The sequence below is a fragment of the Streptomyces sp. NPDC110618 genome (assembly GCF_055657065.1).
This window is the reverse complement of sequence record NZ_JBVKBN010000006.1, coordinates 351,905-376,343: the sequence shown is the minus strand read 5'-3', so window position 1 is coordinate 376,343 and position 24,439 is coordinate 351,905. Positions and strand designations below refer to the sequence as shown.

Sequence of the window (24,439 nt, the reverse complement as noted above, 5' to 3'; positions counted from 1 at the left end):
GTGCTTACTCACGGCGCCTTCACCTCGCGGCCCGTATGCTTCACAGCATGTCCACCAGTGTTGAACCCGTTTCCGAGAGGTCGGCTGACGAGGTCAACGAGGAGATCCGGGCCTTGTGGCGCCGGGCGGGCGGGACACTGAGCGTCGAGGAGCGCGAGGAGTACCAACGCCTCGTCATGGAGTGGGCCGCAGCGGCCCCGCAGCCGGTGAAGGCGGCCTGACGCTCACCGAGGACCGCCGAGCCCTCGAAGACCGCAGTGGGCACCCTGATGTGACGGGTGCCCCCCTTCCATTCCTCTCCCCCTATCCCCAAGTCGCCGAGTAGTACCGCTGGTACGCCCTGCGGTCCTGCTCCGCGCGGATGAACCGCGTCGCCACCAGCGCGACCAGCGACCCCGCGATGATCAGCAGACCCGGCCCGACGTTGCGCGGATCGGCCAGCCGGGCCAGCAGTTGGGCCCCCTCCGTGCCACCGCCGACCGGCGCCGAGGAGCCCGGCGAGGCCGCGCCCGGGGCGATCGCGCTCTGCGTGGCCGACGCCGACGGCGCCGGTGCCGCGCCCTGCTGCCCGCCACCTTGCGCCTGCGCCCCGATGAGCTGCACACCCACCTCGGCCATGGCCTTCGTCACCGGCTGGAAGAACGTCGTTCCGCCCGATTGGCAGTCACCGCTGCCGCCCGAGGTCACCCCGAGCGCGATGCCCTCCGAGAAGAGCGGCCCGCCGCTGTCCCCGGGCTCCGCGCACACGTTGGTCTCGATCAGCCCGGTCACCGTGCCCTCGGGGTAGTTGACCGTCGCGTTGAGCGCGGTCACCGTGCCGTCGCGCAGTCCACTGGTGGAGCCGCTGCGGAACACCTTCTGCCCGACCGCCGGATCGCCCGCGCCGGTGATGCGCACCCCGCGGTTCCCGCCGATGGCCACCACGTCGGCGCCGTCCCCGGCGTCCCCGTCCTCGTACGCCACCAGCGAGAAGTCACCGCCCGGGAAGCTCCCCCTGACCGTGCTGCCGATCCGCTCGCGGCCCTGGTTGTCGGCGAACCAGAGCGAGCCGTTCGGACCGCAGTGCCCGGCGGTGAGGATGAAGTCCCGCTGCCCGTCGGTGACGTTGAACCCGGCCGAGCAGCGCCCGGCGGTCGACAGGATCGGCAGCGCGCCGTTCAGCCGGGTGGTGAAGGTGCCCCCGGTGCGCTCCATGCGGACAAAACTGCCGATGTCACCCGCGACATCGGTCAGCTTCGACCAGTCGGCGGAGGAGACGGTGCTGTCGCCGCGGACGACCACCTGGTTGTTGCGGTAGTCCATCGCCCAGGCTGTCCCGGTCACCCGCGGCGCGGAACGCAGCGTGGCGGTGGCCGACTTGAGCTCGTTCATGCTGTGCGACACCATCTTCGGCTCACCGCCCGCCCGGCGCACCTCGGCCGCGGCCTCCTCGTCGGTCACCGCGACGACCGGCCGCCCGTCGGCGCCGATCCAGGTGCCCGCCGTACGGGAGGCGCCGAGCCGCTCGACCAGCCCGGTGCCCGTGTCGACGGCCGAGCGCACGGTCGCCTCCGGCGCGGTGTCGGGTGGCTCGCTCGCCACCGCCCGGGTCACCATCGCCGAGCCCAGCAGCAGTCCTCCGACGGCCGCCAGCCGTGTCACTCGCCGGACGATCCGTCGTCGTGCGTGCCTCATGCATGGCTCCCGAACCCGAACAGCGCGGTACGAACACCGCGAGGCACTCCCGTAGTTGAGTGCCCCCAGTCCATACGTGGCTCGGGGCCCGGGTGTTCACCGGCTCTGCCGGGTGCGTCAACTTCTCAGCTGGACGGGTGAGTTGACGGTCGCCGAGGGCGCCGTGCGAGCGCCGTCGGGCACCCCGAGCCGCGCCCCCGCCGCCGCGTCGCCCCACACCGACGCCGGATCCACGTACGGGCGCAGCAGCGCGGCCAGCACCGGGTCGCCCCGGCCGCCCAGCTCGTCGTCGGCGATCTTGCGGGCGATCCCGGCGAGGAAGTCGGCGAGCTGCACCCGCGGATCGTCCAGCGACACCACCAGCTCGACCCCGGTGAGCCGGACCCCGGCCCGCCGCGCACGGTGCTCGATCCAGTCGATCCGGTCCGGCGTCAGCATGTTCTGCCGGTCGTGCACCAGCCGTACCGCGGCCCCGCCCCGGCTCCAGTACGCGGCCGTGGCGACGATCGCGGGCAGCAGGGGATTGAGTACGGGGATCAGCGGCGGGCCCGTCAGCAGCTCGGCCCGGTAGGCGTCCGCGCGGGGGCGGGCGGCGGCGAGCCGGTGCAGGGTGTCGGCCACCTCGTCGCCACCCGACAGGGGGAGCAGACCGGCGACGGTGCGGAAGAAGGCCTCGACCGGGGCCTCGGGCGCGCCCTCGTCGCGGACCCGCAGCAGCCGGTTCGCGGCGAGCAGGAACTCCCGCCAGCGCTCCCGCCCGAACAGCCCCGGGCCGCGCCGGTACAGCGGGAGGGCGGCGCCGGGGTCGTCGAGCAGCAGGTCGAGCGCGCGGTCCACGACGAAGTACGCCTTCTCCGTCAGATGGACCGTCGCGGTGCCATGGATGGGCCCGCCGGGGGCGAGCAGCCACTCCAGGACCGCCCGGTGCTTCTCGCGCAGCAGATGGTTGGCCTTGTACTCGGAGGCGGGGGAGCGGATCCAGTCCCGGATCTGCTGCACGTACTCGGCGGCGTCCGGCACCGGCAGCCGCACACCGGCGTGCGCGAAGACATCGGTGTTGCCGCCGGTGAGGTTCTCGCCGTCCGAGCCCGACTCGTCGCAGCCCACCTCGATCAGCCGGCGTGCTACCGATGGTTTCGCGTCCCCGTCGTCGCCCGTCACCACGCTGCCCCCTGTCGTGTGCCCAGGGTCCAGCATCCCGCAGGAGGGGCCCGCGACGCTCCTGCTTAAACTGCGGCCCATGGACGACTCGCCGCTGGAGCGGCTCGGCACCGGCCAGTACCTGCTGATCACCAGCTACCGCAAGAACGGCATGCCCGTCCCCACCCCGGTGTGGGTGGTGCGCGACGGCGACCACCTCGGGGTGTGGACCGCCGCCGACTCCTGGAAGGTCAAGCGCATCCGGGCCCGCGCCGATGTCCTCGTCGGCCCCTGCGACATGCGTGGCCGTCCGACCGGTGACCAGATCCCGGCCACCGCGGAGATCGCCGACCGGGAGACCACCGCCCGCTACCGCAAGCTGATCGCCCGCAAGTACGGCGTCATGGGCCGCCTCACGCTCCTCGGCAGCCGCATCCGCAGGGGGACGGACGGCACGGTCGGCGTGAGGATCAGGCTCACGCCGTAGGACCGTCGTGAGCGTTCGTCAGGTCCAGGCGCGGTAGGGCTCGTCGACCAGCTGGAACACCGGCTCGCCCCGCACCGGGTCCTTGGCCTGGGACAGACGGACGCGGTCCCCGCTGTGGATGCCGATCGGCGGGCCCATCACCCGGCCGCGCACCACGAACCCCTCGGCCATCTCGACCAGCGACACATTGCGCGCGGCCGGGGTGTTGCGGTGCACCACCGTGGAGTGCCGGACCGTGCCCACGCCCTCACTGCGCTCCGTGCGCAGGTCACTGCCCTGGCAGACCGGGCAGAGCAGCCGGTGGTACATCGCCGTGCCGCACCAGGTGCAGCGCTGGAAGAGCATGGCGTCCGAGCTCTCGGCCACCGTGCCGGTCGATTCGAGTACGCCGACCGCGGAGCCGGCGGTCTGACGAGCAACGCTTCCTGAGGGGTGGTACACGCTGTTCAACTCCCTGCGCTCGGCCGGAAACCCATGCGCGCGGGACGGCCGCGCGCAGCTGTGCCCGGTCGCCGTGCCACCGTGCACACCCGCAGCGTATGGCACTGAGTGTCAGCCGTAAAGGCACTCCGTACCCTCAATCTGCGGAGGATTCCCGAACGGCCTCGATCTCCCGCACCACCTGCCACAGCGGCGCGTCCCGGCGCGCCACCACGACCAGCACGTCGTCGGCGCGCGTGCCGACCAGCGCCGGGGGCGGGGCGCCGAACGCCGACTGCACAGAGCGCAGCGCGTGGTCGACGGTGGCCTCGGCGTCCAGGCGGCCGTCCGAACGCAGCCAGGAGCGCAGCGCGTTGTTGTGCGCGGCGACCACCGCGGCCGCGATCACATCGGCCTGCAGCGTCCCGTCACGCCGGCCCTTGAAGCGGGCCCGCAGGTATTCGGCGAGGCCCCGCTCGTAGCGCCAGACGACGGACAGCTCGTAGGCCCGCAGGTTCGGCACCTGCTTGGTCAGGCGGTAACGCTGCACGGAGAACGTCGGGTTCTCCGCGTACATCCGCAGCACCATCCGGGCCGCGTCGCACACCCGCCGCACCGGCTCCTCGTCCCCGGTGCCGGAGGCCAGGAACGCCGTCATGTCCGCCAGACAGCGCTCGTGGTCGGGGAAGACGACGTCCTCCTTGGACGGGAAGTACCGGAAGAACGACCGCCGTCCGACCCCCGCGAGCGACACGATGTCGTCGATCGTCGTCTGCTCGTACCCCCGCTCCAGGAACAGCTCGAAGGCCGCCGCGATCAGCGCCTCCCGCATGGACGGTCTCGCGGCCGCCGCCTCCGCCTTGTCGCGGCGGCGGGGCGCCGCACTGCTGGAGCTCATGCTCGGGAACGTAGCACCTGATCACCCGTGATGGCACTCAGTGCAGCGTTTGCGGGGAACTGAGTGCACTTGGCGTGGACAGGAGAAGATGGAACTCCTGCCGTGCGATCACCGGGGGAGCGATGTGCTGGAGTGCGGAGGCCAACCTCGTGGCAGGAGCGGGCATCGCCGCCGTCGGCATGGCCTGCGTGGTACGCGTCCGCCGCGCCCGCGATCTGCCCATGGCCGCACTCCCGCTGCTGCTGGGCGCGCACCAGCTGATCGAGGCCGCGGTCTGGGCGGGCGACGGCGGCACGGGACCGGCCACCCTCGCCTGGGCGGTGATCGCGCTTCCGCTACTTCCGCTGTGGCTGCCGGTGTCCGTCCTCCTGGCGGCACCACCCCGTGCCCGCCCGCGGCTCCTGATCCCCCTGACCGCCGGGGTCGTCACCGCAGCGGTGCTCTCCTACGTCCTCGCCACCCGCGAGGTCCGCGCCGAGATCCGCGGCCACACCGTCGGCTACGCCGTGGACCTGCCGGACGCCGAGCTGCTGATCGCGGCCTACCTGCTCGCCACCATCGGCTCCCTGCTGCTCTCCGGCGACCGCGGACTGATCGGCCTCGGGGCGCTGGTGGCGGTGGGCGCGGTGGTGTGCGCCGCACTGTGGCGCATGGAGTTCGTCTCGACGTGGTGCGCGGTCGCGGCGGTGTGCTCGGTGGTGCTGTGGCGGTGGGCGGGCGGCAGGGACGCGGGCACCGGGGCGGCGGGGCTCGTACGGCCTTGAGGGCCCGCCTTGTACGGCCGTGAGGGCCCGCCTTGTACGGCCGTGAGGACCGGCCTCGTACGGCCATGAGGACTCGCCTCGGGCCGTACGAGGCCGCCGCCCGGCCCGGTCAGTCCTCCTTGCCGCGCCCGGTGAGCGCGTCCCGCATCCGGTCGATCATGCCGACGCCCGGCGCCAGCAGCTTGTTGGCGGGCGGAGTGTCCGGAGCCGACGGGTGCGGCCGTGTCGGTGCCGTCTTCTTCGCCCGGCGGACCTTGTCGCCCAGCTCGTCGAGTGCCTCGGGCGGACACGCCGCGCGGAGCTTGACGAACAGCCGCCCCTCCTCGTCCGCGATGTGCGCGCGGACCTCCGACATCAGCATGCCGATCAGCCGGTCGAACTCCGGGTCCCCGGCGTCGCAGCCCTCCAGGTCCTTCATGATCCGCTCGGCCTCGGCATGGTCCTTGAGCTCCTCGTCGGCCAGCGCGTCCCCGTCCGGGAGGTGCTTGCGCACGGCCGGGTACAGGTACGCCTCCTCGGCGACCGAGTGCCGGACCAACTCCATCGTGGCCTGATCCGCGTACGTCTTGCGGTCCTTGTCCCCGGGCGGCAGCGCCTCGATCTTGCCGAACAGTTCCTCGACCTCGCGGTGATCGACCATCAGCTCGTCGATCACGTTTCCACCGTGACCCATGTCCTTCACCTCCAGCAGACTCGGACGGCGCCCCGGCCGGGCCGCCGCGGGACTTCGAGTGCCCGAGGTCGGCACGCTCACACAGCCCCCCGGATTCACCCGCTTTCCGGGGGGCACCCGGAGCGGGCAGCGCAGGACAACCCGAGGCAGGGGACATGGGCAGGGTCGACCGCATCGCGCAGCCGTGGGGAAGCCGTACGCCGTACGGCAGGGGCGAGCCGTGGCCGGTACGGGTGGACACCCATCTGGCCGACGGCGTCCGGCCGGACCAGGTCGAGCACTGGGTGCGGTCCGCGTCGGTGCTGCACTCCAACGGCGACGCCCTCGACATCGCCGTGCGCGACGGCCGGATCGTCGGGGTGCGCGGACGGGCCGAGGACCGCGTCAACCACGGCCGCCTCGACCCGAAGGACCTGTACGCCTGGCAGGCGGTCGCCGCACCGGACCGGCTCACCTCGCCGCTGATCAGGGAGGACGGACGGCTCGTCGAGACGGACTGGGACACCGCCATGGACCGGGTGGTGCGTTGCACCCGGAACCTCCTCGACGAGCAGGGGCCCGGCGCGATCGGCTTCTACACCACCGGCCAGCTCTTCCTGAAGGAGTACTACACCCTCGCCGTCATCGCCCACGGCGGCATCGGCACCAACCACCTCGACGGCAACACCCGCCTGTGCACGGCCACCGCGGCCGCCGCACTCAAGGAGACCTTCGGCTGCGACGGCCAGCCCGGCTCGTACACCGACATCGACCACGCCGACACGATCGCCCTGTTCGGCCACAACATGGCCGCCACCCAGCCGGTCCTGTGGTCCCGGATCCTGGACCGGCTCGCCGGACCCGAACCACCCGCGCTGATCTGTGTCGACCCCCGCGACACCCCCGTGGCCCGCGCCGCCACCGTCCATCTCGCGCCCCGCCCCGGCACCAACCTCGCCCTCATGAACGGCCTGCTGCACGAGATCGTCGGCAACGGCTGGACCGACCCCGACTACCTCGCACGCCACACGGTCGGCTACGACGACCTGCGCGAGTGCGTCAAGGAGTACCCGCCCGAACGCGCCTCCGTCATCTGCGACGTCCCGGTCGAGGACATCCGGCACGCCGCCCGCCTCCTCGGCACGGGCGAACGCCTGCTGTCCACCGTGCTCCAGGGCTTCTACCAGTCCCACCAGGCCACCGCCGCCGCCGTGCAGGTCAACAACATCCACCTGGTGCGCGGCATGCTCGGCCGCCCCGGCTGCGGCGTCCTCCAGATGAACGGCCAGCCCACGGCCGAGAACACGCGCGAGTGCGGCGCCAACGGCGACCTGCCCGGCTTCCGCAACTGGGCCAACGACGACCACGTCGCCGAGATCGCCCGGCTGTGGAACATCGAGCCGAAGCGACTGCCGCACTACGGCCCGCCGACCCACGCCATGAAGATCTTCCGCTACGCCGAACAGGGCTCCCTCCGGATGCTGTGGATCTCCGGCACCAACCCCGCCGTGTCCCTGCCGGAACTCGCCCGCATCCGCGCTGTGCTCGCCCGGGAGGGACTCTTCCTGGTCGTCCAGGACCTCTACCCGACGGAGACGACCGCCCTCGCCGACGTGGTCCTGCCCGCCGCCGGCTGGGCCGAGAAGACCGGCACCTTCACCAACGCCGACCGCACCGTCCACCTCTCCGACAAGGCCGTCGAACCCCCCGGGCTCGCCCGCCCCGACCTCGACATCTTCCTCGACTACGCCCGCCGCCTCGACCTGCGCGACAAGGACGGCGACCCCCTGGTGAAGTGGCACGACCCCGAATCGGCGTTCCAGGCCTGGCAGGAGTGCTCACGCGGCCGGCCCTGCGACTACACCGGCCTCAGCCACAACCTGCTGCGCACCACCCCCAGCGGCATCCAGTGGCCGTGCACCGCCGACCACCCCGACGGCACCGAACGCCTCTACGCCGACGGCGCGTTCTGGAGCGCCCCCGACCTGTGCGAGAGCTACGGGCGCGACCTGGTCACCGGCGCCCCCGCCGAGCCAGTGGAGTACCGGGCCCTCAACCCGGACGGCAAGGCGGTGATCAGAGCCGCGGGCTGTCTCCCGCCCCACGAACAGCCCTCCGACGACTACCCGTTCGCCCTGATCACCGGCCGGACCCTGTACCACTTCCACACCCGCACCAAGACCGGCCGCACCCCTGAACTGAGGGCCGCCGCCCCCGAGGTGTGGGTGGAGATCTGCCGCGTCGACGCCGACCCGCTCGGCATCGACGAGGGAGACCTGGTCGAACTCACCACCCCGCGCGGCACCGTACGGGCCCGCGCTCGCGTCGGAGGCATCCGTCCCGGTGTGCTGTTCCTGCCCTTCCACTACGGCTACTGGGACACCGGTGACGCGACCGGACCCGGAGAGGGACGACCCGGCCGGGCCGCGAATGAACTCACCCTCACGGACTGGGACCCGGTCTCCAAACAGCCCCTGTTCAAGACCGCGGCCGCGGCTCTGCGCCGCCTCGCCCCGGCCGACGGCCCGGCCCCGGCGCCCCCGGCCACCGTCACGTCCCCCGTCGACGCCGCCGTGCCTGCCAGGCACAGCGGCACCGGCGCGGAATACGCGGACGTCGACGAGGACATCCCCCGGCCCTCCAGCAAGGACACCCCGACCCCTCCAGCGGAAGCAGCGGACATAGCGGACGCAGCGGACACGGCGGACACAGCGTAAACGGCGGAGACAGCGGAGACAGCCCATGAAGATCGGTACGGTCCTGCGGGAACTGCACGACGACGAGCGGGAGCTGATCCGCTGTCTGCTGCTCACCGCCGAACGCCACCGCGATGCCCACGAAATCCATCACCTCGCCCTGGACCTCGCCACCTGGTCGCACCGCCACCTGCGGGACCTGGCCGACGTCGCCGACACATACGGTCTCCGCCTCGACCCCGACCCCGACGACGGCCCGCGCCGCACCGACCGGCTCCGCGAGAAGGGCGGCGCGCTCATTGGCCGGCCCACCGACCCCGGGATGCTCCTCCTGAACGACCTGAGGGAGATCTGCGGGCGGGCCTCGGCGGTCTCCCTCGACTGGGAACTGGTGGCCCAGGCAGCCCAGGCCATGGCCGACGAACGGCTCCTGGGACTGGCCCGGCGCTGCCATCCCGACACTCTGCGGCAGCTCCGCTGGGCCAACACCGAACTGAAGGAGACCTCACCGCAGGTCCTCACCAGCTGACCGGCCGACCATCCGACCAGCTCCACCGTCGCGGCTGGCCGAGCAGCACCCGATCGTATTGATCGCAAACGATCGATACGATTGGAGGCGTAGAGTAGGCGCTCCGGGATCATGCCGTCCGCCCCGGAGGAACCGTCATCGCCCAGGGGGAACCCATGCGACTCCATGTCGACCAGCGCCATGAGCGAGTGCTCGAACTCGTCCGCGAACGGCGCAGCATCCGGGTCGCCGAACTCGCCGCCGAACTCGGTGTCTCCGCGGTCACCCTGCGGCGGGACGTGGAGGCACTGGCCGCCCAGGGGCGGGTGCAGCGGCTGCACGGCGCCGTGGTCTGGCCGGAGGACGCGGCGCCGGAACCGCGCGAGCGTGCGGCCGGGGCCGCCGGCGCCGTGATCGGGATGATCGTGCCGACCACGAACTACATCTTCGCCGACATCGTCCGCGGCGCCCGCGAGACCGTCGCCGCCCAGGGCGGGCGGCTGGTGCTCGGGGTGTCCGGCTACGTCGACGCCGAGGACGCGGTGCAGGCCGAGCACCTGATCGCGGGCGGGGCACAGGGGTTGCTGGTCGCGCCGAGTTGGTTCGGGGGAGTGCCCGAGGACGGCCAGGAGAAGTGGCTGCTGGAGCACGACGTACCGGCCGTGCTGGTAGAGCGTTCGGCGCCGCCCGGGAACCCCGCCGCCAACCTGGACCGGGTCCGCACCGACCGCGCCCACGGCGCCGCAGTCGCCGTCGGCCACTTCGCCTCGCTCGGCCACCGCAAGATCGCCGCGGTGCTGCAGGAGGGACCGCACGCCGACCAGATCTCGGCGGGGTTCCGGGCGGCCGTGCGGGCGCTCGGTCTGGACGTTGACATCGATGCCCCGTCGGTGCGCGAGCACGGCGACTACGAGGCGAGCGTCGACCACTTGGTGGACGCCGTGCGCAAACGCGGGGTCACCGCGGCGCTGGTGCACAGCGACGAGGACGCGATCGTGCTGGTACCCCGGCTCCAGGCGGCCGGGGTGCGGGTCCCGGACGATCTCGCGCTGATCGCCTACGACGACGAGGTCGCGGGTCTGTCCGACGTACCGCTCACCGCCGTCGCCCCGCCCAAGCGCTCGGTCGGCGAACTGGCCGCGAAACTGCTGCTCCAGCGGCTCGCCGAGCGGCGGGAGGGGCAGCGCCCCGGGCCCGGTCAGCACGTGGACCTGCTGCCCGCGTTGCGCATCCGCAAGTCCTGCGGCGGCGAGCCGAACACCGACTGATCGATCCGCTCATTTCAACGATCGTTTTGATTGAATTGGTCGAACGCTCTTGACGTCGATCGTTGTGGCGCAAAGGATGTCCTGCGACCGCCTCTTCCCGTGCGAGGTTCCGTAGGAGACGTGCCATGATGCGCACCTCAAGATCGTTCCGCAGCACCGCCACCCTCGCCGCCGTCGCCGCGCTCGGCCTGCTCGCCACCGCGTGCGGCGGCGGCGACGGCGACTCGACCGGCTCCGCCGCCCACGGCAAGCCGGTCACCCTCACCTACTGGACCTGGACACTCGGGGCCGAGTCGACGGTCGAGGCGTTCAACAAGTCGCACCAGGACATCAAGGTCGAGCTGACCGAGATACCGAGCGGCACCGAGGGGTACAGCAAGCTCGCCAACGCCGTGAAGGCGGGCAACGCGCCCGACGTGGCCACGATCGAGTACCAAATGGTCCCCGAGTTCGCCAGCCAGGGGAACCTGATCGATCTGACCGAATACGCCGGGGAAACGGTCAGGACGAAGTTCCCGCAGTCCCTCCAGGACCTGGTGACCTTCGGCGGCAAGACCTGGACCGTCCCCTACGACGCCGCCCCGCAGCTCTACTACTACCGCGCCGACCTGTTCAGGAAGTACGGCATCGAAGTCCCCACCACCTGGGACGAGTTCAAGGCCGCCGCGGAGAAGGTCAAGAGACAGGACAAGAACGCCCGGCTCGCCTCCATGCCCAAGAACGACCCCGCACTGCTGGCCGCCCTGTCCTGGCAGGCCGGCGCCAAGTGGTTCTCCGTCGAGGGCGACGCCTGGAAGCCCGCCGTCGACGACGCCGCGACCACCAAGGTCACCACCTACTGGGACGGCCTGATCGAGGACGACCTCGTCCAGTCCTACACCGGCTACAGCCCCGAGGAGACCAAGGCCCGCACCAGCGGCCGGACCCTGTCCTTCCTCGGCGCCTCCTGGTCCGCGGGCGGTATGCGCACCGCCATGCCCGACCTCGCCGGAAAGTGGGCCGCCGCGCCCGTGCCGCACTGGGGCACCCCCGCCAGCGGCAACTACGGCGGCACCTCCTACGGAGTCCTCAAGGGCAGCGAGAACGCCAAGGCCGCCGCGGAGTTCATCACCTGGCTCACCACGAACAAGGCCGGCGTCGAGGCCCGGCTCGCCGACCTGGAGTCACCCAGCAGCGCCCTGCCCGCCAATCCCGAGATGCGCGAAGTGGCCGCCGCGAAGTTCGACACCGACTACCTGAACGGCCAGGACCTCTACGCCCTCGCCTCCGAGCAGGCCGAGACCATCGTCCCCGGCTGGACCTGGGGCCCCAACCAGATGGACGTCTACACCGCCGTCCAGGACCGGACCGCCCAGTCCGACTTCACCTCCGGCGTCGAGGCGGGCCAGCGCAAGGCGGAGTCCGGCATCACGGAACGCGGCCTGAAGCTGGCGAAGTAGCGGCGCGGGGCCGGGAGTTCCGGCCCACTCGTCACCCCGACCGGCCCCACCCGTCACGCCCTCTCCGCCCAACCCCAAGGAGCCCCCGTGGCAGCCCCCTCCGCCCCGGCCGTACGCCCAGCCGCCGCGCGGGCACCCGCTCCGCACCCGCCGGGAGCCTCCCCGCTGCGGCGCGGGCAGCGCCGTGCCGCCGCCCTCTTCATCGTCCCCTTCTTCGTGCTGTTCGCCGTGGTCATGGCGGCCCCGATCGCCTACGCGGCATGGATGAGCCTGTTCCAGGAACGTTCCTCCGGGCTTGGATTCGGCGGCACCGAGCGGGTGTTCTCAGGGTTCGGCAACTACGCCAAGGCCCTGTCCGCCTCCGGCTTCCGCTCCTCCTTCGGGCACATCGCGCTGTACTGCGCCCTGTACATCCCGGTGATGATCGGCGGCTCACTCGCCCTCGCCCTGCTGCTGGACTCCGCCCTCGCCCGCGCCAAACGGTTCTTCCAGCTCGCCCTGTTCCTGCCGCACGCGATCCCCGGACTGATCGCCTCGATCATCTGGATCTACCTCTACACACCCGGCCTGAGCCCCGTGCTCGACTGGATCGGCGCGCTCGGCGGCAGCTGGGACTTCTACTCCAGCGATCACGTGCTCACCTCCCTGGTCAACCTGACCGCCTGGCAGTGGACCGGCTACAACATGGTCATCTTCTACGCCGCCCTGCAGGCCGTACCGCGCGAAGTGATCGAAGCGGCCGTCGTGGACGGCGCCGGCGCCGTACGCACCGCCCTGACCATCAAAGTCCCCATGATCGCCTCCGCGGTCGTCATGACCGTTCTGTTCACCTGCGTCGGCGCGATCCAGATCTTCACCGAGCCCAAACTCCTCAACCAGCGCGGCGCCCCCTCCATCGACACCGAGTGGTCCCCGACCCTGTACATCTGGAAGGCCGGTTTCGTGCAGCACGACTACGGCCTCGCCGCCGCCGCGTCCCTGATGCTCGCCGCCCTCGGCGTCGCCCTCTCCTACCTCGTCACCCGGCTCGGCAACCGGTGGAAGGCCGCGCGATGACCACCCTCACCCAGCACACCGAACCCCCCGCCGCCCGCCCCACGGCCGCGCGCAGACCCACCCGCAAGCCCCGCCGCACCGCCTCCGGCACCCTGCTCTCCAGAGGCGTCGTCAACGCACTGCTGATCGTCGCCGCCTTCTACACCCTGATGCCGATCAGCTGGCTGCTCCTCGCCGCCACCAAGAACCACCGCGACCTCTTCGCCACCTCCGGCTTCGCCTTCGGCGACTTCCACCTGCTCGCCAACCTCGAACGCGTCCTCACCTACCACGACGGCATCTATCTACGCTGGTTCGGCAACAGCATCCTGTACTCCGTCGTCGGCTCCGCCGCCTCCACCCTGCTGTGCGTGGCCACCGGCTATGCCTTCGACAAGTACGAGTTCCGCGGCAAGGAGAAGCTGTTCGGCCTGGTCCTGGGCGGCGTCCTCGTCCCCACCACCGTCATCCAGCTCCCGATGTACCTGCTCGCCACTAAGGCCGGCGTCGTCAACACCTACTGGGCCCTGCTGCTGCCCGCCCTGGTCAACCCGTTCGGTGTCTACCTCGCCCGGGTCTTCTCCGAGGGCTACGTCCCCGGCGAGGTCCTGGAGGCGGCCCGCGTCGACGGCGCCGGCGAACTGCGCACCTTCGCCCGCATCGGCCTGCCCATGCTGGCGCCGGGCTTCATGACCATCTTCCTGTTCTCGTTCACCGCCAGCTGGAACAACTTCTTCGGCGCCCTGGTCATGCTCAACGACGAACAGCTCTACCCGGTCAACCTCGGCCTGTTCATGTGGAACAGCGTCACCCAGCAGCAGCCCGAGTTCTACTCGCTCGTCATCACCGGCTCCCTCGTCGCCGTCGTCCCGCTCATCGCCGCCTTCGTCTGCCTCCAGCGCTTCTGGCGCTCCGGGCTGACCGCCGGCGCGGTGAAGTGACGATGCCCGCACCGGAAGGCACCCCCCTGAACACCACCCCCCGCCCGCACACCGTCCTCGCCATGGGCGCCCAGATCCACCGGCAGCTCCTCGCCGAGAACGCCCTGACCCGACTGCACACCGTCGCCCGCGTGGACACCACCACCGTCGTCACCGATCTGACCGGCGCCGACCCGGGCGAACTCGCCGCCGCCGAAGTCCTGTTCACCCACTGGGGCGCCCCTCTGCTCACCGAGGAGGCGCTGCGCATGATGCCCCGGCTGCGCGCGGTCGTGCATGCCGCGGGCTCCGTGAAACACCATGTCACCGACGCCGTCTGGCGCCGCGGCATCACCGTCTCCTCCGCCGCGGCCGCCAACGCCCTGCCCGTCGCCGAGTTCACCCTCGCCGCCGTCCTCTTCGCCGGCAAACGCGTCCTGGACGCCGCCCGCCACTACGCCGACCTGCGCACCCGCCCCGACGTCCTGCCGTACTACACCGGCCACGGCAACTACCGGCGCACCGTCGGCATCGTCGGCGCCTCCCGGATCGGCTGCCGGGTCATCGAACTGCTGCGCCCCTTCGACCTGCACGTCCTGCTGTACGACCCGTACCTCGACGCCCCTCAGGCTCGCGCACTCGGCGCCGAGCCCGTCACCCTGGACGAACTGGCCTCCCGCAGCGACGTGGTGTCCATCCACGCACCCCAACTACCCGAGACCCGCCACATGTTCGACGGCCGCCGACTCGCCCTGATGAAGGAGGGCGCCACACTGATCAACACCTCCCGCGGCGACCTCGTGGACACCGACGCCCTCGTCGCCCACCTGGTCACCGGCCGCCTGCATGCCGTCCTCGACGTCACCGACCCCGAAGTCCCCCCGGCCGACTCACCCCTGTACACCCTCCCCAACGTGCTGCTCACCCCGCACATCGCCGGTTCCCTCGGCAACGAGCTGGCCCGGATGACCGACTGGGCCGTGGACGAGGTCGCCCGCTACGCCCAGGGCCTGCCCCTCGCCCACGAGATCGCCCCCGACGAACTGATCCGCTCGGCCTGAACTCCTGCAGCGGGAAAGGAACCTCATGCCCGACCCGGCCCGCCGTGTCCTCGTCGTCGGCATCGACGGCGTACGCCTCGACACCCTCGACCGGCTCACCACCCCGCACCTCGACGCCCTGGCCGCCGAGGGCTTCCTGACCCCCGTGCAGGTCGACGACCGCACGCCCACCATGTCGGGCCCGTGCTGGGCCACGATCGTCACCGGGGTCACGGCCGACCGGCACGGCGTGTGGAGCAACGACTTCACCGGCCACCGCCTGGCCGTCTTCCCCGACTTCGCGACCCGGCTGGCCGTCAAGGACGGCCGCCGCACCTTCGTCGCCGCCGGCTGGGAGCCCCTGATGCAGGCCCGCGGCGGCAGCCCCCTGTTCACCGCGCCCTCCCGCTCCGTGTACATCTCACCCATCGCCGACACCCTGGAGGCCTGGGAGCACTGTGACGAACAGATCACCGAGGCCGCCGTGCGCCTCCTCGCCGACCCCGCCGACGACACCGCCGCCTCCTTCGTCTACCTCGGCGCGGCCGACGAGACCGCGCACGTCCTCGGCTGCGGCGAGGCGTACGAGAGGGCGATCCTGAACGCCGACGCCCGCCTCGGCCGCCTGCTCGACGCCGTCCGCTCCCGGCCCTCGTACCCCGACGAGGAGTGGACCGTGCTGGTCGTCACCGACCACGGCCACGTCGACGCGGGCGGCCACGGCGGCCGCACGGCCGAGGAGCGCACGGCGTGGCTGGCGGCGGCCGGACCGGGGATCGGCGCCCCGTCCCGGCCGCTCCGGCACGTCGACGTCGCCGCCCAGGTGTTCGCCGCGCTCAACCGTCACCCCGACCGGCACTGGACCCTCGACGGGACCCCGTTCGCGGCGGCCCCGCACGCCGTGCTGTTCGACATGGACGGCACCCTCGTCGACACAGAGTCCCTGTGGCTGCGCACCGTCCGCGAGGCCGCCCCCGGCATCGAACCCGACGACCTGTTCCAGGCCCTGGGCCGCTCCGCCGCCGACACCGCGGCCCGCCTGCACACCCTGACCGGCGAGGACGAGCACACCCTGGCCGCCGACCTGGAAGCCCGCTTCCTCACCGCCGTCCAGCGCGAGGCCACCCCGCTCCCCGGCGCCCTCGAACTGCTCGACCGCCTCGACGAGTGGGGCATCCCGGCCGCCCTGGTCTCCGCCTCCTCCCGTCCGGTCGTGGACGCGGTCCTGAAGACCCTCGGCGCCGTCCGGTTCCGTACGACGGTCGCCGAGGGCGAGACCCCGCGCACCAAACCCGCCCCCGATCCCTACCTGGCCGCAGCCCGAGCCCTCGGCGTCGACCCCGCCGCCTGCCTCGTCGTGGAGGACTCGCCGACGGGCATCGCCGCCGCCGAGGCCGCGGGCTGCCGAGTCCTCGCCGTCCCCTCCTACGCACCCGTCGAACCCGGCCCCCGACGCACGGTCCGCCGGGGCCTGGCGGGAATCGGCAGGCCGGAGCTGTGGTCGGCGGGCCTGTGACGCCGTAACCCGACATTTGTTCGGTACGCGGCGGTCTGCGTACGATCGGCTCCCACCCGCCCGAGGAGCCCGTATGCCGACCGCCCGCCGCAGCCTGCTCTACGTCACCGACCTGGCCTATCCGGCCCGCGGGCGCCGCTACTGCGACGAGGACATCCGGCTCACCGCCGCCCTCCGCGAGGACTTCGACCTCGCCCTGTGCCACCCTCGGGACGCGGTCGCGCTCATGGCCGGCTTTGACGCCGTCGTTGTCCGCAACAGCGGCCCGGTCCTGGCGTACCAGGAGGACTACGACGCCTTCCGCGCGTGTGCGACCGCGACGGGGGCGCTCGTCTACAACGAGCTGACCGGGCGGGGTGACATGGCGGGCAAGCAGTACCTGCTCGACCTGACGGCCGAGGGCTTCCCGGTGATCCCGACCGTGGACCGGCCCGAGGACCTGAGCCTGCTGCCGGACGCGCAGCGGTACGTGGTCAAGCCCAAGCTCGGCGCCGACTCCATAGGACTGGAGACCGTCACCCGGGAGCGGGCCCGCGAACTGGCCGACGGCAGCGTCCTCGTCCAGCCGTGCGTGGACTTCGCGTACGAGGTCTCCTTCTACTTCGTCGACGAGCACTTCCAGTACGCCCTGTACGCCCCGGACCCGGACCGCCGCTGGGAGCTGAAGCCCTACGAACCCAGCGGCGCGGACCTGGAGTTCGCCCGCCGGTTCGTCGACTGGAACGCCATCGGCCACGGCATCCAGCGCGTCGACGCCTGCCGCGCCCCCGGCGGCGAGCTGCTGCTGGTGGAGCTGGAGGACCTCAACCCGTACCTCTCCCTGGACGCCCTCGACCCCCCGCGCGGGGACGCCTTTATCGGGGCGATGAAGGCGTCCCTGCACGGGATGTTCAGCCGAGCCTGACCGTCACGCGCTGGGTGGCACCCGCCGTTCCGCGCAGGTCACCGAAGGTGAGCCGCAACGAGGAACCGGTCGTCGCCGAGGTCACCGAGGCGGGCTTCGACGTCACCGAGGCGACCGCACGGTTCCAGGTGAGCGTCAGCCCCGTCCGCATGCGCATCGGATCGCTGACACAGATCACGGCCGTCCCGTCGCCGCGCTCCTGGATCATCACGCAACACGGGTCGCTCGCGACCAGGCTGCCCACGGTGCCGCCGAACCAGAAGTTGACCCCGGTGAAACCGAGCGAGGGCACGGCCACGCCCTGCTGGTCGTCGGTGTTGGCGAGGACCGTCAGCCAGCCCATGGCGTCGGCCCGCGCCCCGGTCTGCGCCGCCGGCGCGCCCGGCATGAGGAGATAGGCGTAGGTCGCCGCGGCCGGGTCGGTGCCGTGGTCGACGCAGAGCGTCAGGTACTTGCGGTTCAGGACGGTCGTGGAGCCGCCCCTGTTGATGTCGCTCCAGCGGCCGTCCCGTGCCTCGCGCAGCGCCTTGACCGTGGCCCCGCCGGGGAAGACATAGCCGCCGTGGCCGTCGATGTGGGCCCAGCGGGCACCGGTGAGCGTCTCCGACCAGGGGTAGGCGAGCGGTTTGGTGGCGCCGTTGACGGTGAAGGGGGCGTTGCCGACGGGGCCGAGGTTGCGGTTGTCGACGGTCGTCTCGACCCTCGTGCCGTCGGTGCAGCGGATGCCCGCCCCGAGGCAGACCACCGTGTCGTCGAGGAAGAACCATGACTTCTTCGCCAGCAGCGTGGACTGGAGCCCCTTCACGTACTGGCCGATCGCCGCGCGCTGACCGTCGGTGGCGCCGCCGACCCAGTTCACATCGGGAAGGGAGGCGCCCCAGTCGCCGCCGGCGGCGTCGGCGAGGACCTTGCGGGAGGCCGTGGTGCCGGGCAGGCGGTAAGGGTCGACGGTGGGCCAGAAGGCGTCGCTGTACTGGCCGTTGGCGAAGGTGTCGCCCCACCAGTAGAGCATCCCGGAACCGGTGTGCCAGCCGCGCAGGTTCTCGCCGTTGCCGGTCTCGTAGTACGTGATCCTGCGGTCGGCCATGCTCAGTGAGGCCGCCCAGCCCGGCCTGCGGTGGGTGGCGCGGGCCATGTTGGGGAAGAGCCGGTGCCCGTTCGGCTCGGCGACCGGGATGACGGCCGTGTCGTCCAGGACCGACTTCAGCCGGGACAGTTGGGGCAGGGCGAGGGCGGGGTCGTTCATGGGCGGGCTGTAGTAGTCGCGCTGGAGCCAGCCCTTCACCAGACCGCGCCAGCGCGCGTTCTCGGCCGCGCTCGCTCCCTGCCCGAGCAGGACGATCGAGGCGAGGACCGGATGGCCGCGCAGGTGGTCGTCCTGCTGGATCTGCTGGGCGTCCGCGGCGGACAGGCCCCGGCTGATGGCCCGGCCGGACACGGAGTCCATCACCAGGCCGTTGTAGAGGAACGGCGCCCAGGCGGTCTCCACCGCGTCGAACACGATCTGCCGGTTGGGGTCCGTGACCGCCCAGGTCGACCCGTTGAGCAGCGCGAACAGCATCCCGAGACCGCCGAGCAGCACCGAGCCGTAGGAACCGGTGTAGGGCACGGTGGTGTGCTGGACGAACGAGCCGTCGCTGTAGAGGCCGTCCCCACTGGTGACGTACGGGAAGACGGGGGAGAGGGCGTCCCGGGCGAGCGCCACCTTCGCGGCGCTGGCGCCGACGATGCCGCGCAGTGCCAGCACCCGGCACAGGTCGACGCGGTTGGCGCCGGTACTGGTGCCGGTGTAGCTGGCGACCGCCGAATCGGGCACGAAGTGGTCGACCGCCGAGCAGTAGTGGGCGACTTGCGCGGCGGTGAGCGAGTCGTACATCAGCACGCACACGTCGAGCAGGGCCTGCGGGGCGCCGATCTGCCAGCTGTACCAGTTGCCGTAGCGGGCGCGGTTCTCGTTGTACACATCGGTGTACAGGTGATCGAGTCCGGTCAGAATGGCCGTTCTGAGCGTGCTGTTGCCGGTCAGACCGGTGCCGGGCCGGCTGTAGGCCAGGGCGAGCGTGTGGAGTCGGCCGTAACTGGCGTGCATGTTGCCGGAGTAGCCGTACGACTGCTGGTCGGCGTCGGGTTCGGGGTCGGCGTAGACCAGGTCCGGCCACAGGGATCCAGGGGCCGGCGCCATGGCGGCGCGCAGCTCGTTCGCGGTGCTGCCCAGTTCGGCGAGCCGGCTTTTGAACGGTTCGGCGGTGGGGCTGAACCCCTCGCCGAGCACCAGGGTGCGCCACTTGGCGCGCAGGGTCGCGAACTCGTCCGCCTCCGCGGCGGCAGCGGTGCCCGCGGCCGGGACGGGGACGGTCAGCGCGAGTGCGGACGCGGTGCTCGCGGTCAGAAAGCCGCGACGTGACCAACGAGTCGTCATGTCGGCGGTTTCTAGCAGCCACCGATCAAACGCTCAACAGTTTCAACCAAAATGATCGTATTGAGCGTTTGGGGGTCGAGGGGTGGCTGAACGCCGGATGTGACAGGGCCGTATCACTCGACGGAGTGAAGTCGCCCTCGCGTACGGGACGGAAGGAAGCCGACCGTGGAGAACAACGGCCCACCCCTCGAACCGGCCCGGGTCCTGCGTCCACGCCGCACCGACGCCCTCGCCGACCTGTTCCGCGAACCCGCGGACGGCTCCGGCCGCTACGAGTCCGTGGATCCGTCAGCCCCGCCCGGTGGCTCGGAGGACGACACCCAGGAACTGCCGCCCGTCCCGGCAGAGGAACCTCGTGGGCCGGTCCGCGACGGAGGCTCCCTGCCGCGGTTCGCCGCCGCGGCCGCCGTGATCACCGCGGCCCTGATCGGCTTCGGCGCCGCCGCGCTCCTCGTACCGCAGGGCGGCGACCGAAGCCCGGACGGCGCGGCGACCGCACCGCCACCGGCGACCGCCCCACCGTCCTCGGACGGGGGCGTCGGCGCTCCCGACGCCGACGCCCCCGACCCCGACGGCCCCGGCACGCTGCGCGAGGGCGACAGCGGACCCGAGGTCGCCGAGCTCCAGAGACGTCTGTTGAACGTCCCCGATGTCTACACCGCCGGTTCCACCAGCGGTCTCTACGACGCCACGCTCCGGGAGGCCGTGGCGCGCTTCCAGCTCTGGTACGGCATCAGCGGCGACGAGACCGGCGTCTACGGGGACGACACCCGCGCGGCGCTGGAGTCCCGCACGGCCCCGGCGGGCGGCTGAGCCTCGAACACAGAGCAAGAGGTGCGGAAAGCGGCGCACACCCTGTGTGACCCGGCGTCAGCATGGGCGCCCGGCCGCGTAACCGGCGACCGGCCCGCACCTACCCGAAGGGCCGCCCATGAACGGCTCCCGCGCCGTGGGCCTCCTCCTGCCCACCGTCTACCTCCTGGCCCTGGCCTTGGGCGTCACCTGGTACTGGCTGCACCGCCACGACGACTGAGGCAGGCGGGGACCGCAGGCTCCCGCGGGGCCCCTCGACGGCCGCCGCAGGCGTCAGCGGCGCTCGATCAGCGCCTGCGACACCGCCCGCACGCTGCGCGCGATGTGCTGGAGCTGCATGACCTCCGCCGCGTAGAGCTTGATCGTGTGCTCGATGACCGACTCGGGCATGCCGAGCGCCGGCAGGTCCGCTCGGGCGGTCTGCAGGGCGGTACGGGCGACGCGGATCTCCTGCTGGACCTGAAGCTGGGCATGACGGGCGAGCAGGACGGGGTGGCGGATCAGGGCGGGGTAGCTGGCGTAGCGGGCCGGCACCAGTTCGCGCAGCCACTTCGCGGCCGAGCGCTCCCAGTCGTAGCTGCCGGGCAGCTTGACCTGGCAGGGCCAGTCGGCGGGGGTCCGCGTGGTCGTCAGTGTCGTCATGGTGCTCGCTTCCGGGGATTGCGGCGTCGTGATGGGTGGTCCGACGAGGTCGGGGCGGCCCCGGCCTAGGGGATGACCGGGGCCGCCCGGCCGAGCACCCTGGGCGCCGACGCGGGTAGGAGACGGCGGCTGAGGGTGCCCGTCGCGGAGCCCGCGGGGCTGACGGAAGCGCACGGCGGATGGGGTGACGTGCGCGAGCGGACCGTCGGCTGCCGCGGGCTGGTGCGGCGTGGAGAAGTATTTATATATGCCGTCCGCTTTGCAAGACGTATGAAAACATTCATGCTCGAAAAAAGCCGGATGCTGCCCCTGTGATCCGGTTTGGCGGAAGGGGTGAGTGCCGGTCCGAGGGAAAAGCGCCGGTCAGACCCGGTGGGATACCCGTGAGTATGGTTCTTGGCTTACCCGCGAGTAGAACCTGCGGGAGGCGCGGGTCAGTCCCGCAGGAAGAACTGGTGCTGGTCGGAGATCTGCTCGTACTCCTCCAGCCGGGCCTGGGTCCGCTCGGGGTCCGCGTCGGTCATGGCCTGGAGGAGCGCCGCGGCCATCACGCCCGGTGCCGCGTAGGAGTCGAAGACGAGCCGGGAGCCCGTGCCGGTGGCGAAGACGTAGTCCGCCGCGTCGGCCACCGGACCGAGCGCCAGATCGGTGACGAGCGCGATCCGCAGCCCCGCGCTGCGCGCCACCCGCACCGCCGTCAGCGTCTCCTGGGCGTGCCGCGGCATCGAGAACGCCAGCACCCAGGTGCCGCCCGCCTCCCGCGACTGCAGCAGCGCGTCGTAGGCGACGCTGCCGCCCCGGGTCACCAGACGGACGTCAGGGTGGATACGGCGGGCGGCGTAGGCGAAGTACTCGGCGAGCGAGGCCGAGATGCGCAGACCCAGGATGGTCAGCGGGGTCGACCGGGACAGCTCGCGGCCCACCGCGATCACCTGGTCCGGGTCGCCGAAGTCGCGCCGCAGGTTCTCCAGGTTCTCGATCTCCGCGTCCACGGCGGCCTGGAGTTCGTTGCTGCTGTTCTCCTCGGTCCCCGGGCCTCCGGCGAGCGCGCCCAGCGCGATGGCCTGGAGCTTCTCCCGCAGTGCCGGGTAGCCGGTGAAGCCGACCGCGGCGGCGAACCGGGTCACCGAGGGCTGGCTGACCCCGACCCGCTCGGCGAGGTCGGTGATCGACAGGAAGGCGGCCTCGGTGATGTTCTCGATCAGGTACTGGGCGATGCGGCGCTGACCCGGGGAGAGATGAGGACCGTCGTCGAAGAGCACGCGGAGCTGGGAAGTCGGGGACGCCTCCACTTCCGGAGCGGTCTTGCCCGAGGTGATCGCGGATGCCTGTGCGCGTGCCTGCTGCGGCGATGGCACCGGTGCTCCTCCTTTGTCTTCCACAGTGCTTCAACATAGCCCACGCACTGTGTTGACCAGGGCTTGACTGTGAGCAGATCGACGGCCGGCGCGTGAGGGATCACAACGCTCACCGATGATGATCGCCGATCAGCGTCGGTAGATGGTGATCGAGTGCCCGACTGTATCGATCGGATGACTGCTGTCGATCAACTCGGCCAGTCGGCCGGTCGCCTTGGCCGCCGCGCTGTCGGACACCACCAGCAGTCCACGCACCTCACCGGCGGGCACCTTGCGCGGGTCGGCGGCCTCGATGCCGTAGTACGACGGCACGCCGCTGCCCTTGTAGACGAGCCACACCCGCTCGCCCCGGTACCGCTTCTCCTCCAGCCGGTCCGCGAGCGCGCCGAGGTCCTGACCCCAGTCCACGGCCGCGTCATGCAGATGCAGATGCGTCTTCGCGGGACCGCCGAACGCCTCGTTGGAGTACGGCAGATAGTAGGGAAACGTCCGCAGCGAACTGGCGGCCACGAATCCCACGAGCGCCGCCGCAGCCCACACCGGGCCCCTGCGGACCCGCCCCCCGCACACGCCCGCCACGCACCCCGCGGCCACCGCCAGGAACATCGGCACGAACACCGCGTACCGCGTCCCGAAGTCCCGCGAGCCCTGCATGGCCGCAGCCAGCAACAGACCCGACGGCACGAGGAGATAGGGCGCCGCGGGCCGCAGCCGCCGTACCGCCAGGACGACCACGGCACCGGCGACCCACAGCGCCAGCATGCCGAGCGGGGTCTTCACCAGCAGCGCGGCCGGGAGGTAGTACCAGAGCGAACCGGTGTACAGACGCCCGAACAGGAAGCCCTGCCAGGGGTGGTTCTCGAAGGCGAACTGGATCCGCATCCCGTCCCGGTACGCTTCCGGGAACGGCATCAGCTCCACAGCCAGCCCCCGCAGCCCGCGCACCACCGGCACCGGCTGCTCCGGGTCCCACCGCAGCCGCGGATCGACCACCAGATACGTGACCCACACGACGGCGACCGCGACCACCGCCACCACGGCCGCACTCGCGCACGCCCGCCGCGCCGCGATCCACCGGTCGGCACCGCCGGACGCGTGCCACACCGACACCGCCACCAGCCCCATCAGCACCGGCACCGCGGGCAGCGTGCTCATCTTCGTGGCCAGCGCCGCCCCGAGCGCCACTCCGGCGAGCGCGACATACGGCCGTGGCCGCAGCCGGGCCCGCCACAGCAGCCACACCGCCGTCAGTACGAAGCCCGCCGCGGGCACGTCCAGCGTGGCCAGCGAGCCGTGCGCGATCAGATCGGGGGAGAAGCAGTACAGGGCCAGCGCGGTCAACCCCGCCACCGCACCGGCCAGTTCGCGGGCGAAGGCGAAGACGACCAGCCCGAACAGCAGCGTCAGCACGATCACCGGCAGCCGCGCGAACAGCATCAGCCGCCCGGGGTCGTTGCCCGACTCGTAGAGCAGATGCCGCCCCACCTCGCCCTGATCGCCCTCGAACGCGGCGTCGTAGCGCGGATCGGCGAGCGCCACCCCGGCGGCCACCACCAGCTTGCCCAGTGGCGGATGCTCGGGGTTGAGGCGCAGGCTGTGCTCGTGGAGGTAGACGACGGCCGTCCCCACGTACACGGGTTCGTCGATGGTGGGCGTCTGCCGGACCGCAGTCGTCACCATCGCCACGGCCATCTGCCCGAGCAGCAGGGCGGCAAGCAGCGGCACGAGCCAGGCCGGGCGCCGCCGGGCAGGCGCGCGCCTGGCGGCGGGGACGGAGGGGCGGGTGTCTAGTTCGCTTGCCATCATCCGCTCCGTCATGTCACCGGCCGCGCGGAGGCGGGAGGGG

22 protein-coding genes are annotated in these 24,439 nt (G+C 71.7%); 13 read left to right on the top strand and 9 right to left on the bottom strand.

Annotated elements, in window-relative coordinates; genetic code table 11:
- Positions 1 to 35 precede the first annotated feature (35 nt).
- The gene (locus ACZ7L7_RS14925; RefSeq protein ID WP_285512763.1) at positions 36 to 221 is read left to right on the top strand and encodes a hypothetical protein; all 186 of its coding nucleotides are present in this window, start codon (positions 36 to 38) and stop codon (positions 219 to 221) included.
- 82 nt (positions 222 to 303) lie between these two features.
- Here ACZ7L7_RS14925 and ACZ7L7_RS14920 read toward each other — a convergent pair whose 3' ends face one another.
- Positions 304 to 1,674 carry a S1 family peptidase gene (locus ACZ7L7_RS14920; RefSeq protein WP_471593419.1) on the bottom strand — a complete coding sequence of 457 codons (1,371 nt, stop codon included), beginning with the start codon at positions 1,672 to 1,674 and terminating at the stop codon, positions 304 to 306.
- Between the two features lie 117 nt (positions 1,675 to 1,791).
- Positions 1,792 to 2,835, bottom strand: coding sequence for a hypothetical protein (locus tag ACZ7L7_RS14915; protein ID WP_285512715.1), 1,044 nt, complete (start codon positions 2,833 to 2,835; stop codon positions 1,792 to 1,794).
- Positions 2,836 to 2,914: 79 nt separating this feature from the next.
- Here ACZ7L7_RS14915 and ACZ7L7_RS14910 point away from each other — a divergent pair, with 79 nt between their 5' ends.
- Positions 2,915 to 3,301 carry a PPOX class F420-dependent oxidoreductase gene (locus ACZ7L7_RS14910; protein ID WP_471593418.1) on the top strand — a complete coding sequence of 129 codons (387 nt, stop codon included), beginning with the start codon at positions 2,915 to 2,917 and terminating at the stop codon, positions 3,299 to 3,301.
- Positions 3,302 to 3,319: 18 nt separating this feature from the next.
- On the opposite strand, the gene ACZ7L7_RS14905 is transcribed toward ACZ7L7_RS14910, so the two are convergent.
- A complete protein-coding gene (locus ACZ7L7_RS14905) occupies positions 3,320 to 3,742 on the bottom strand; it encodes a Zn-ribbon domain-containing OB-fold protein (protein ID WP_093722936.1) in 423 nt (140 codons plus the stop codon).
- 136 nt (positions 3,743 to 3,878) lie between these two features.
- Positions 3,879 to 4,619 carry a TetR family transcriptional regulator gene (locus ACZ7L7_RS14900; RefSeq protein WP_472076014.1) on the bottom strand — a complete coding sequence of 247 codons (741 nt, stop codon included), beginning with the start codon at positions 4,617 to 4,619 and terminating at the stop codon, positions 3,879 to 3,881.
- Between the two features lie 122 nt (positions 4,620 to 4,741).
- On the opposite strand from ACZ7L7_RS14900, the gene ACZ7L7_RS14895 reads away from it, so the two are divergent.
- Entirely contained in the window at positions 4,742 to 5,383 is a 642-nt protein-coding gene (locus ACZ7L7_RS14895) for a DUF6629 family protein (RefSeq protein ID WP_471432603.1), read from the top strand.
- A 109-nt stretch (positions 5,384 to 5,492) separates the two neighbouring features.
- Here ACZ7L7_RS14895 and ACZ7L7_RS14890 read toward each other — a convergent pair whose 3' ends face one another.
- Positions 5,493 to 6,056, bottom strand: a complete 564-nt coding sequence (locus ACZ7L7_RS14890) for a hemerythrin domain-containing protein (RefSeq protein ID WP_285512711.1) — start codon at positions 6,054 to 6,056, stop codon at positions 5,493 to 5,495.
- A gap of 155 nt (positions 6,057 to 6,211) precedes the next feature.
- Between ACZ7L7_RS14890 and ACZ7L7_RS14885 the strand changes: the two genes are divergently transcribed.
- From ACZ7L7_RS14885 to ACZ7L7_RS14845, 9 genes are all read left to right on the top strand, one after another.
- Complete coding sequence (locus tag ACZ7L7_RS14885; RefSeq protein ID WP_471432657.1) at positions 6,212 to 8,752, top strand: molybdopterin oxidoreductase family protein; 2,541 nt, start codon at positions 6,212 to 6,214, stop codon at positions 8,750 to 8,752.
- A gap of 25 nt (positions 8,753 to 8,777) precedes the next feature.
- A complete protein-coding gene (locus tag ACZ7L7_RS14880) occupies positions 8,778 to 9,260 on the top strand; it encodes a hypothetical protein (protein WP_285512710.1) in 483 nt (160 codons plus the stop codon).
- 155 nt (positions 9,261 to 9,415) lie between these two features.
- On the top strand, positions 9,416 to 10,507 hold the full coding sequence (locus ACZ7L7_RS14875) for a substrate-binding domain-containing protein (protein WP_472076012.1): 1,092 nt from the start codon (positions 9,416 to 9,418) through the stop codon (positions 10,505 to 10,507).
- A gap of 125 nt (positions 10,508 to 10,632) precedes the next feature.
- Positions 10,633 to 11,946, top strand: a complete 1,314-nt coding sequence (locus tag ACZ7L7_RS14870) for an ABC transporter substrate-binding protein (protein ID WP_285512708.1) — start codon at positions 10,633 to 10,635, stop codon at positions 11,944 to 11,946.
- A gap of 87 nt (positions 11,947 to 12,033) precedes the next feature.
- Positions 12,034 to 13,002, top strand: a complete 969-nt coding sequence (locus ACZ7L7_RS14865; RefSeq protein WP_285512707.1) for a carbohydrate ABC transporter permease — start codon at positions 12,034 to 12,036, stop codon at positions 13,000 to 13,002.
- Positions 12,999 to 13,922 (top strand): carbohydrate ABC transporter permease, encoded by a 924-nt coding sequence (locus ACZ7L7_RS14860; protein WP_472076010.1) that lies wholly within the window; start codon positions 12,999 to 13,001, stop codon positions 13,920 to 13,922. The genes ACZ7L7_RS14865 and ACZ7L7_RS14860 overlap by 4 nt, the downstream gene beginning before the upstream one ends.
- A 2-nt stretch (positions 13,923 to 13,924) precedes the next feature.
- On the top strand, positions 13,925 to 14,962 hold the full coding sequence (locus ACZ7L7_RS14855) for a hydroxyacid dehydrogenase (protein ID WP_285512705.1): 1,038 nt from the start codon (positions 13,925 to 13,927) through the stop codon (positions 14,960 to 14,962).
- Positions 14,963 to 14,987: 25 nt separating this feature from the next.
- Positions 14,988 to 16,457, top strand: a complete 1,470-nt coding sequence (locus tag ACZ7L7_RS14850; RefSeq protein WP_472076009.1) for an HAD-IA family hydrolase — start codon at positions 14,988 to 14,990, stop codon at positions 16,455 to 16,457.
- 73 nt (positions 16,458 to 16,530) lie between these two features.
- Positions 16,531 to 17,361: an ATP-grasp domain-containing protein gene (locus ACZ7L7_RS14845; RefSeq protein ID WP_472076007.1), complete on the top strand. Its 831-nt coding sequence runs from the start codon at positions 16,531 to 16,533 to the stop codon at positions 17,359 to 17,361.
- Here ACZ7L7_RS14845 and ACZ7L7_RS14840 read toward each other — a convergent pair.
- Positions 17,348 to 19,780 carry a polysaccharide lyase 8 family protein gene (locus tag ACZ7L7_RS14840; protein ID WP_472076005.1) on the bottom strand — a complete coding sequence of 811 codons (2,433 nt, stop codon included), beginning with the start codon at positions 19,778 to 19,780 and terminating at the stop codon, positions 17,348 to 17,350. The genes ACZ7L7_RS14845 and ACZ7L7_RS14840 overlap by 14 nt on opposite strands.
- Positions 19,781 to 19,945: 165 nt before the next feature.
- On the opposite strand from ACZ7L7_RS14840, the gene ACZ7L7_RS14835 reads away from it, so the two are divergent.
- Positions 19,946 to 20,593 carry a peptidoglycan-binding protein gene (locus tag ACZ7L7_RS14835; protein WP_285512701.1) on the top strand — a complete coding sequence of 216 codons (648 nt, stop codon included), beginning with the start codon at positions 19,946 to 19,948 and terminating at the stop codon, positions 20,591 to 20,593.
- 273 nt (positions 20,594 to 20,866) lie between these two features.
- Here ACZ7L7_RS14835 and ACZ7L7_RS14830 read toward each other — a convergent pair whose 3' ends face one another.
- The 3 genes from ACZ7L7_RS14830 to ACZ7L7_RS14820 form a co-directional block, all read right to left on the bottom strand.
- A complete protein-coding gene (locus tag ACZ7L7_RS14830; RefSeq protein WP_093721862.1) occupies positions 20,867 to 21,235 on the bottom strand; it encodes a hypothetical protein in 369 nt (122 codons plus the stop codon).
- A 434-nt stretch (positions 21,236 to 21,669) separates the two neighbouring features.
- Positions 21,670 to 22,593: a MurR/RpiR family transcriptional regulator gene (locus ACZ7L7_RS14825; protein ID WP_285512700.1), complete on the bottom strand. Its 924-nt coding sequence runs from the start codon at positions 22,591 to 22,593 to the stop codon at positions 21,670 to 21,672.
- A gap of 129 nt (positions 22,594 to 22,722) precedes the next feature.
- Positions 22,723 to 24,396, bottom strand: a complete 1,674-nt coding sequence (locus tag ACZ7L7_RS14820) for a phospholipid carrier-dependent glycosyltransferase (RefSeq protein WP_472076003.1) — start codon at positions 24,394 to 24,396, stop codon at positions 22,723 to 22,725.
- Positions 24,397 to 24,439 lie beyond the last annotated feature (43 nt).

Bases quoted from the DNA above. Each gene is read 5' to 3' on its own strand.
- ACZ7L7_RS14845 (WP_472076007.1), top strand. From the start codon at position 16,531: ATGCCGACCGCCCGCCGCAGCCTGCTCTACGTCACCGACCTGGCCTAT.
- ACZ7L7_RS14895 (WP_471432603.1), top strand. From the start codon at position 4,742: ATGTGCTGGAGTGCGGAGGCCAACCTCGTGGCAGGAGCGGGCATCGCC.
- ACZ7L7_RS14840 (WP_472076005.1), bottom strand. From the start codon at position 19,780: ATGACGACTCGTTGGTCACGTCGCGGCTTTCTGACCGCGAGCACCGCG.
- ACZ7L7_RS14880 (WP_285512710.1), top strand. From the start codon at position 8,778: ATGAAGATCGGTACGGTCCTGCGGGAACTGCACGACGACGAGCGGGAG.
- ACZ7L7_RS14890 (WP_285512711.1), bottom strand. From the start codon at position 6,056: ATGGGTCACGGTGGAAACGTGATCGACGAGCTGATGGTCGATCACCGC.
- ACZ7L7_RS14860 (WP_472076010.1), top strand. From the start codon at position 12,999: ATGACCACCCTCACCCAGCACACCGAACCCCCCGCCGCCCGCCCCACG.
- ACZ7L7_RS14900 (WP_472076014.1), bottom strand. From the start codon at position 4,619: ATGAGCTCCAGCAGTGCGGCGCCCCGCCGCCGCGACAAGGCGGAGGCG.
- ACZ7L7_RS14855 (WP_285512705.1), top strand. From the start codon at position 13,925: ATGCCCGCACCGGAAGGCACCCCCCTGAACACCACCCCCCGCCCGCAC.
- ACZ7L7_RS14920 (WP_471593419.1), bottom strand. From the start codon at position 1,674: ATGAGGCACGCACGACGACGGATCGTCCGGCGAGTGACACGGCTGGCG.
- ACZ7L7_RS14885 (WP_471432657.1), top strand. From the start codon at position 6,212: ATGGGCAGGGTCGACCGCATCGCGCAGCCGTGGGGAAGCCGTACGCCG.
- ACZ7L7_RS14910 (WP_471593418.1), top strand. From the start codon at position 2,915: ATGGACGACTCGCCGCTGGAGCGGCTCGGCACCGGCCAGTACCTGCTG.
- ACZ7L7_RS14830 (WP_093721862.1), bottom strand. From the start codon at position 21,235: ATGACGACACTGACGACCACGCGGACCCCCGCCGACTGGCCCTGCCAG.
- ACZ7L7_RS14870 (WP_285512708.1), top strand. From the start codon at position 10,633: ATGATGCGCACCTCAAGATCGTTCCGCAGCACCGCCACCCTCGCCGCC.
- ACZ7L7_RS14875 (WP_472076012.1), top strand. From the start codon at position 9,416: ATGCGACTCCATGTCGACCAGCGCCATGAGCGAGTGCTCGAACTCGTC.
- ACZ7L7_RS14820 (WP_472076003.1), bottom strand. From the start codon at position 24,396: ATGGCAAGCGAACTAGACACCCGCCCCTCCGTCCCCGCCGCCAGGCGC.
- ACZ7L7_RS14925 (WP_285512763.1), top strand. From the start codon at position 36: ATGCTTCACAGCATGTCCACCAGTGTTGAACCCGTTTCCGAGAGGTCG.
- ACZ7L7_RS14850 (WP_472076009.1), top strand. From the start codon at position 14,988: ATGCCCGACCCGGCCCGCCGTGTCCTCGTCGTCGGCATCGACGGCGTA.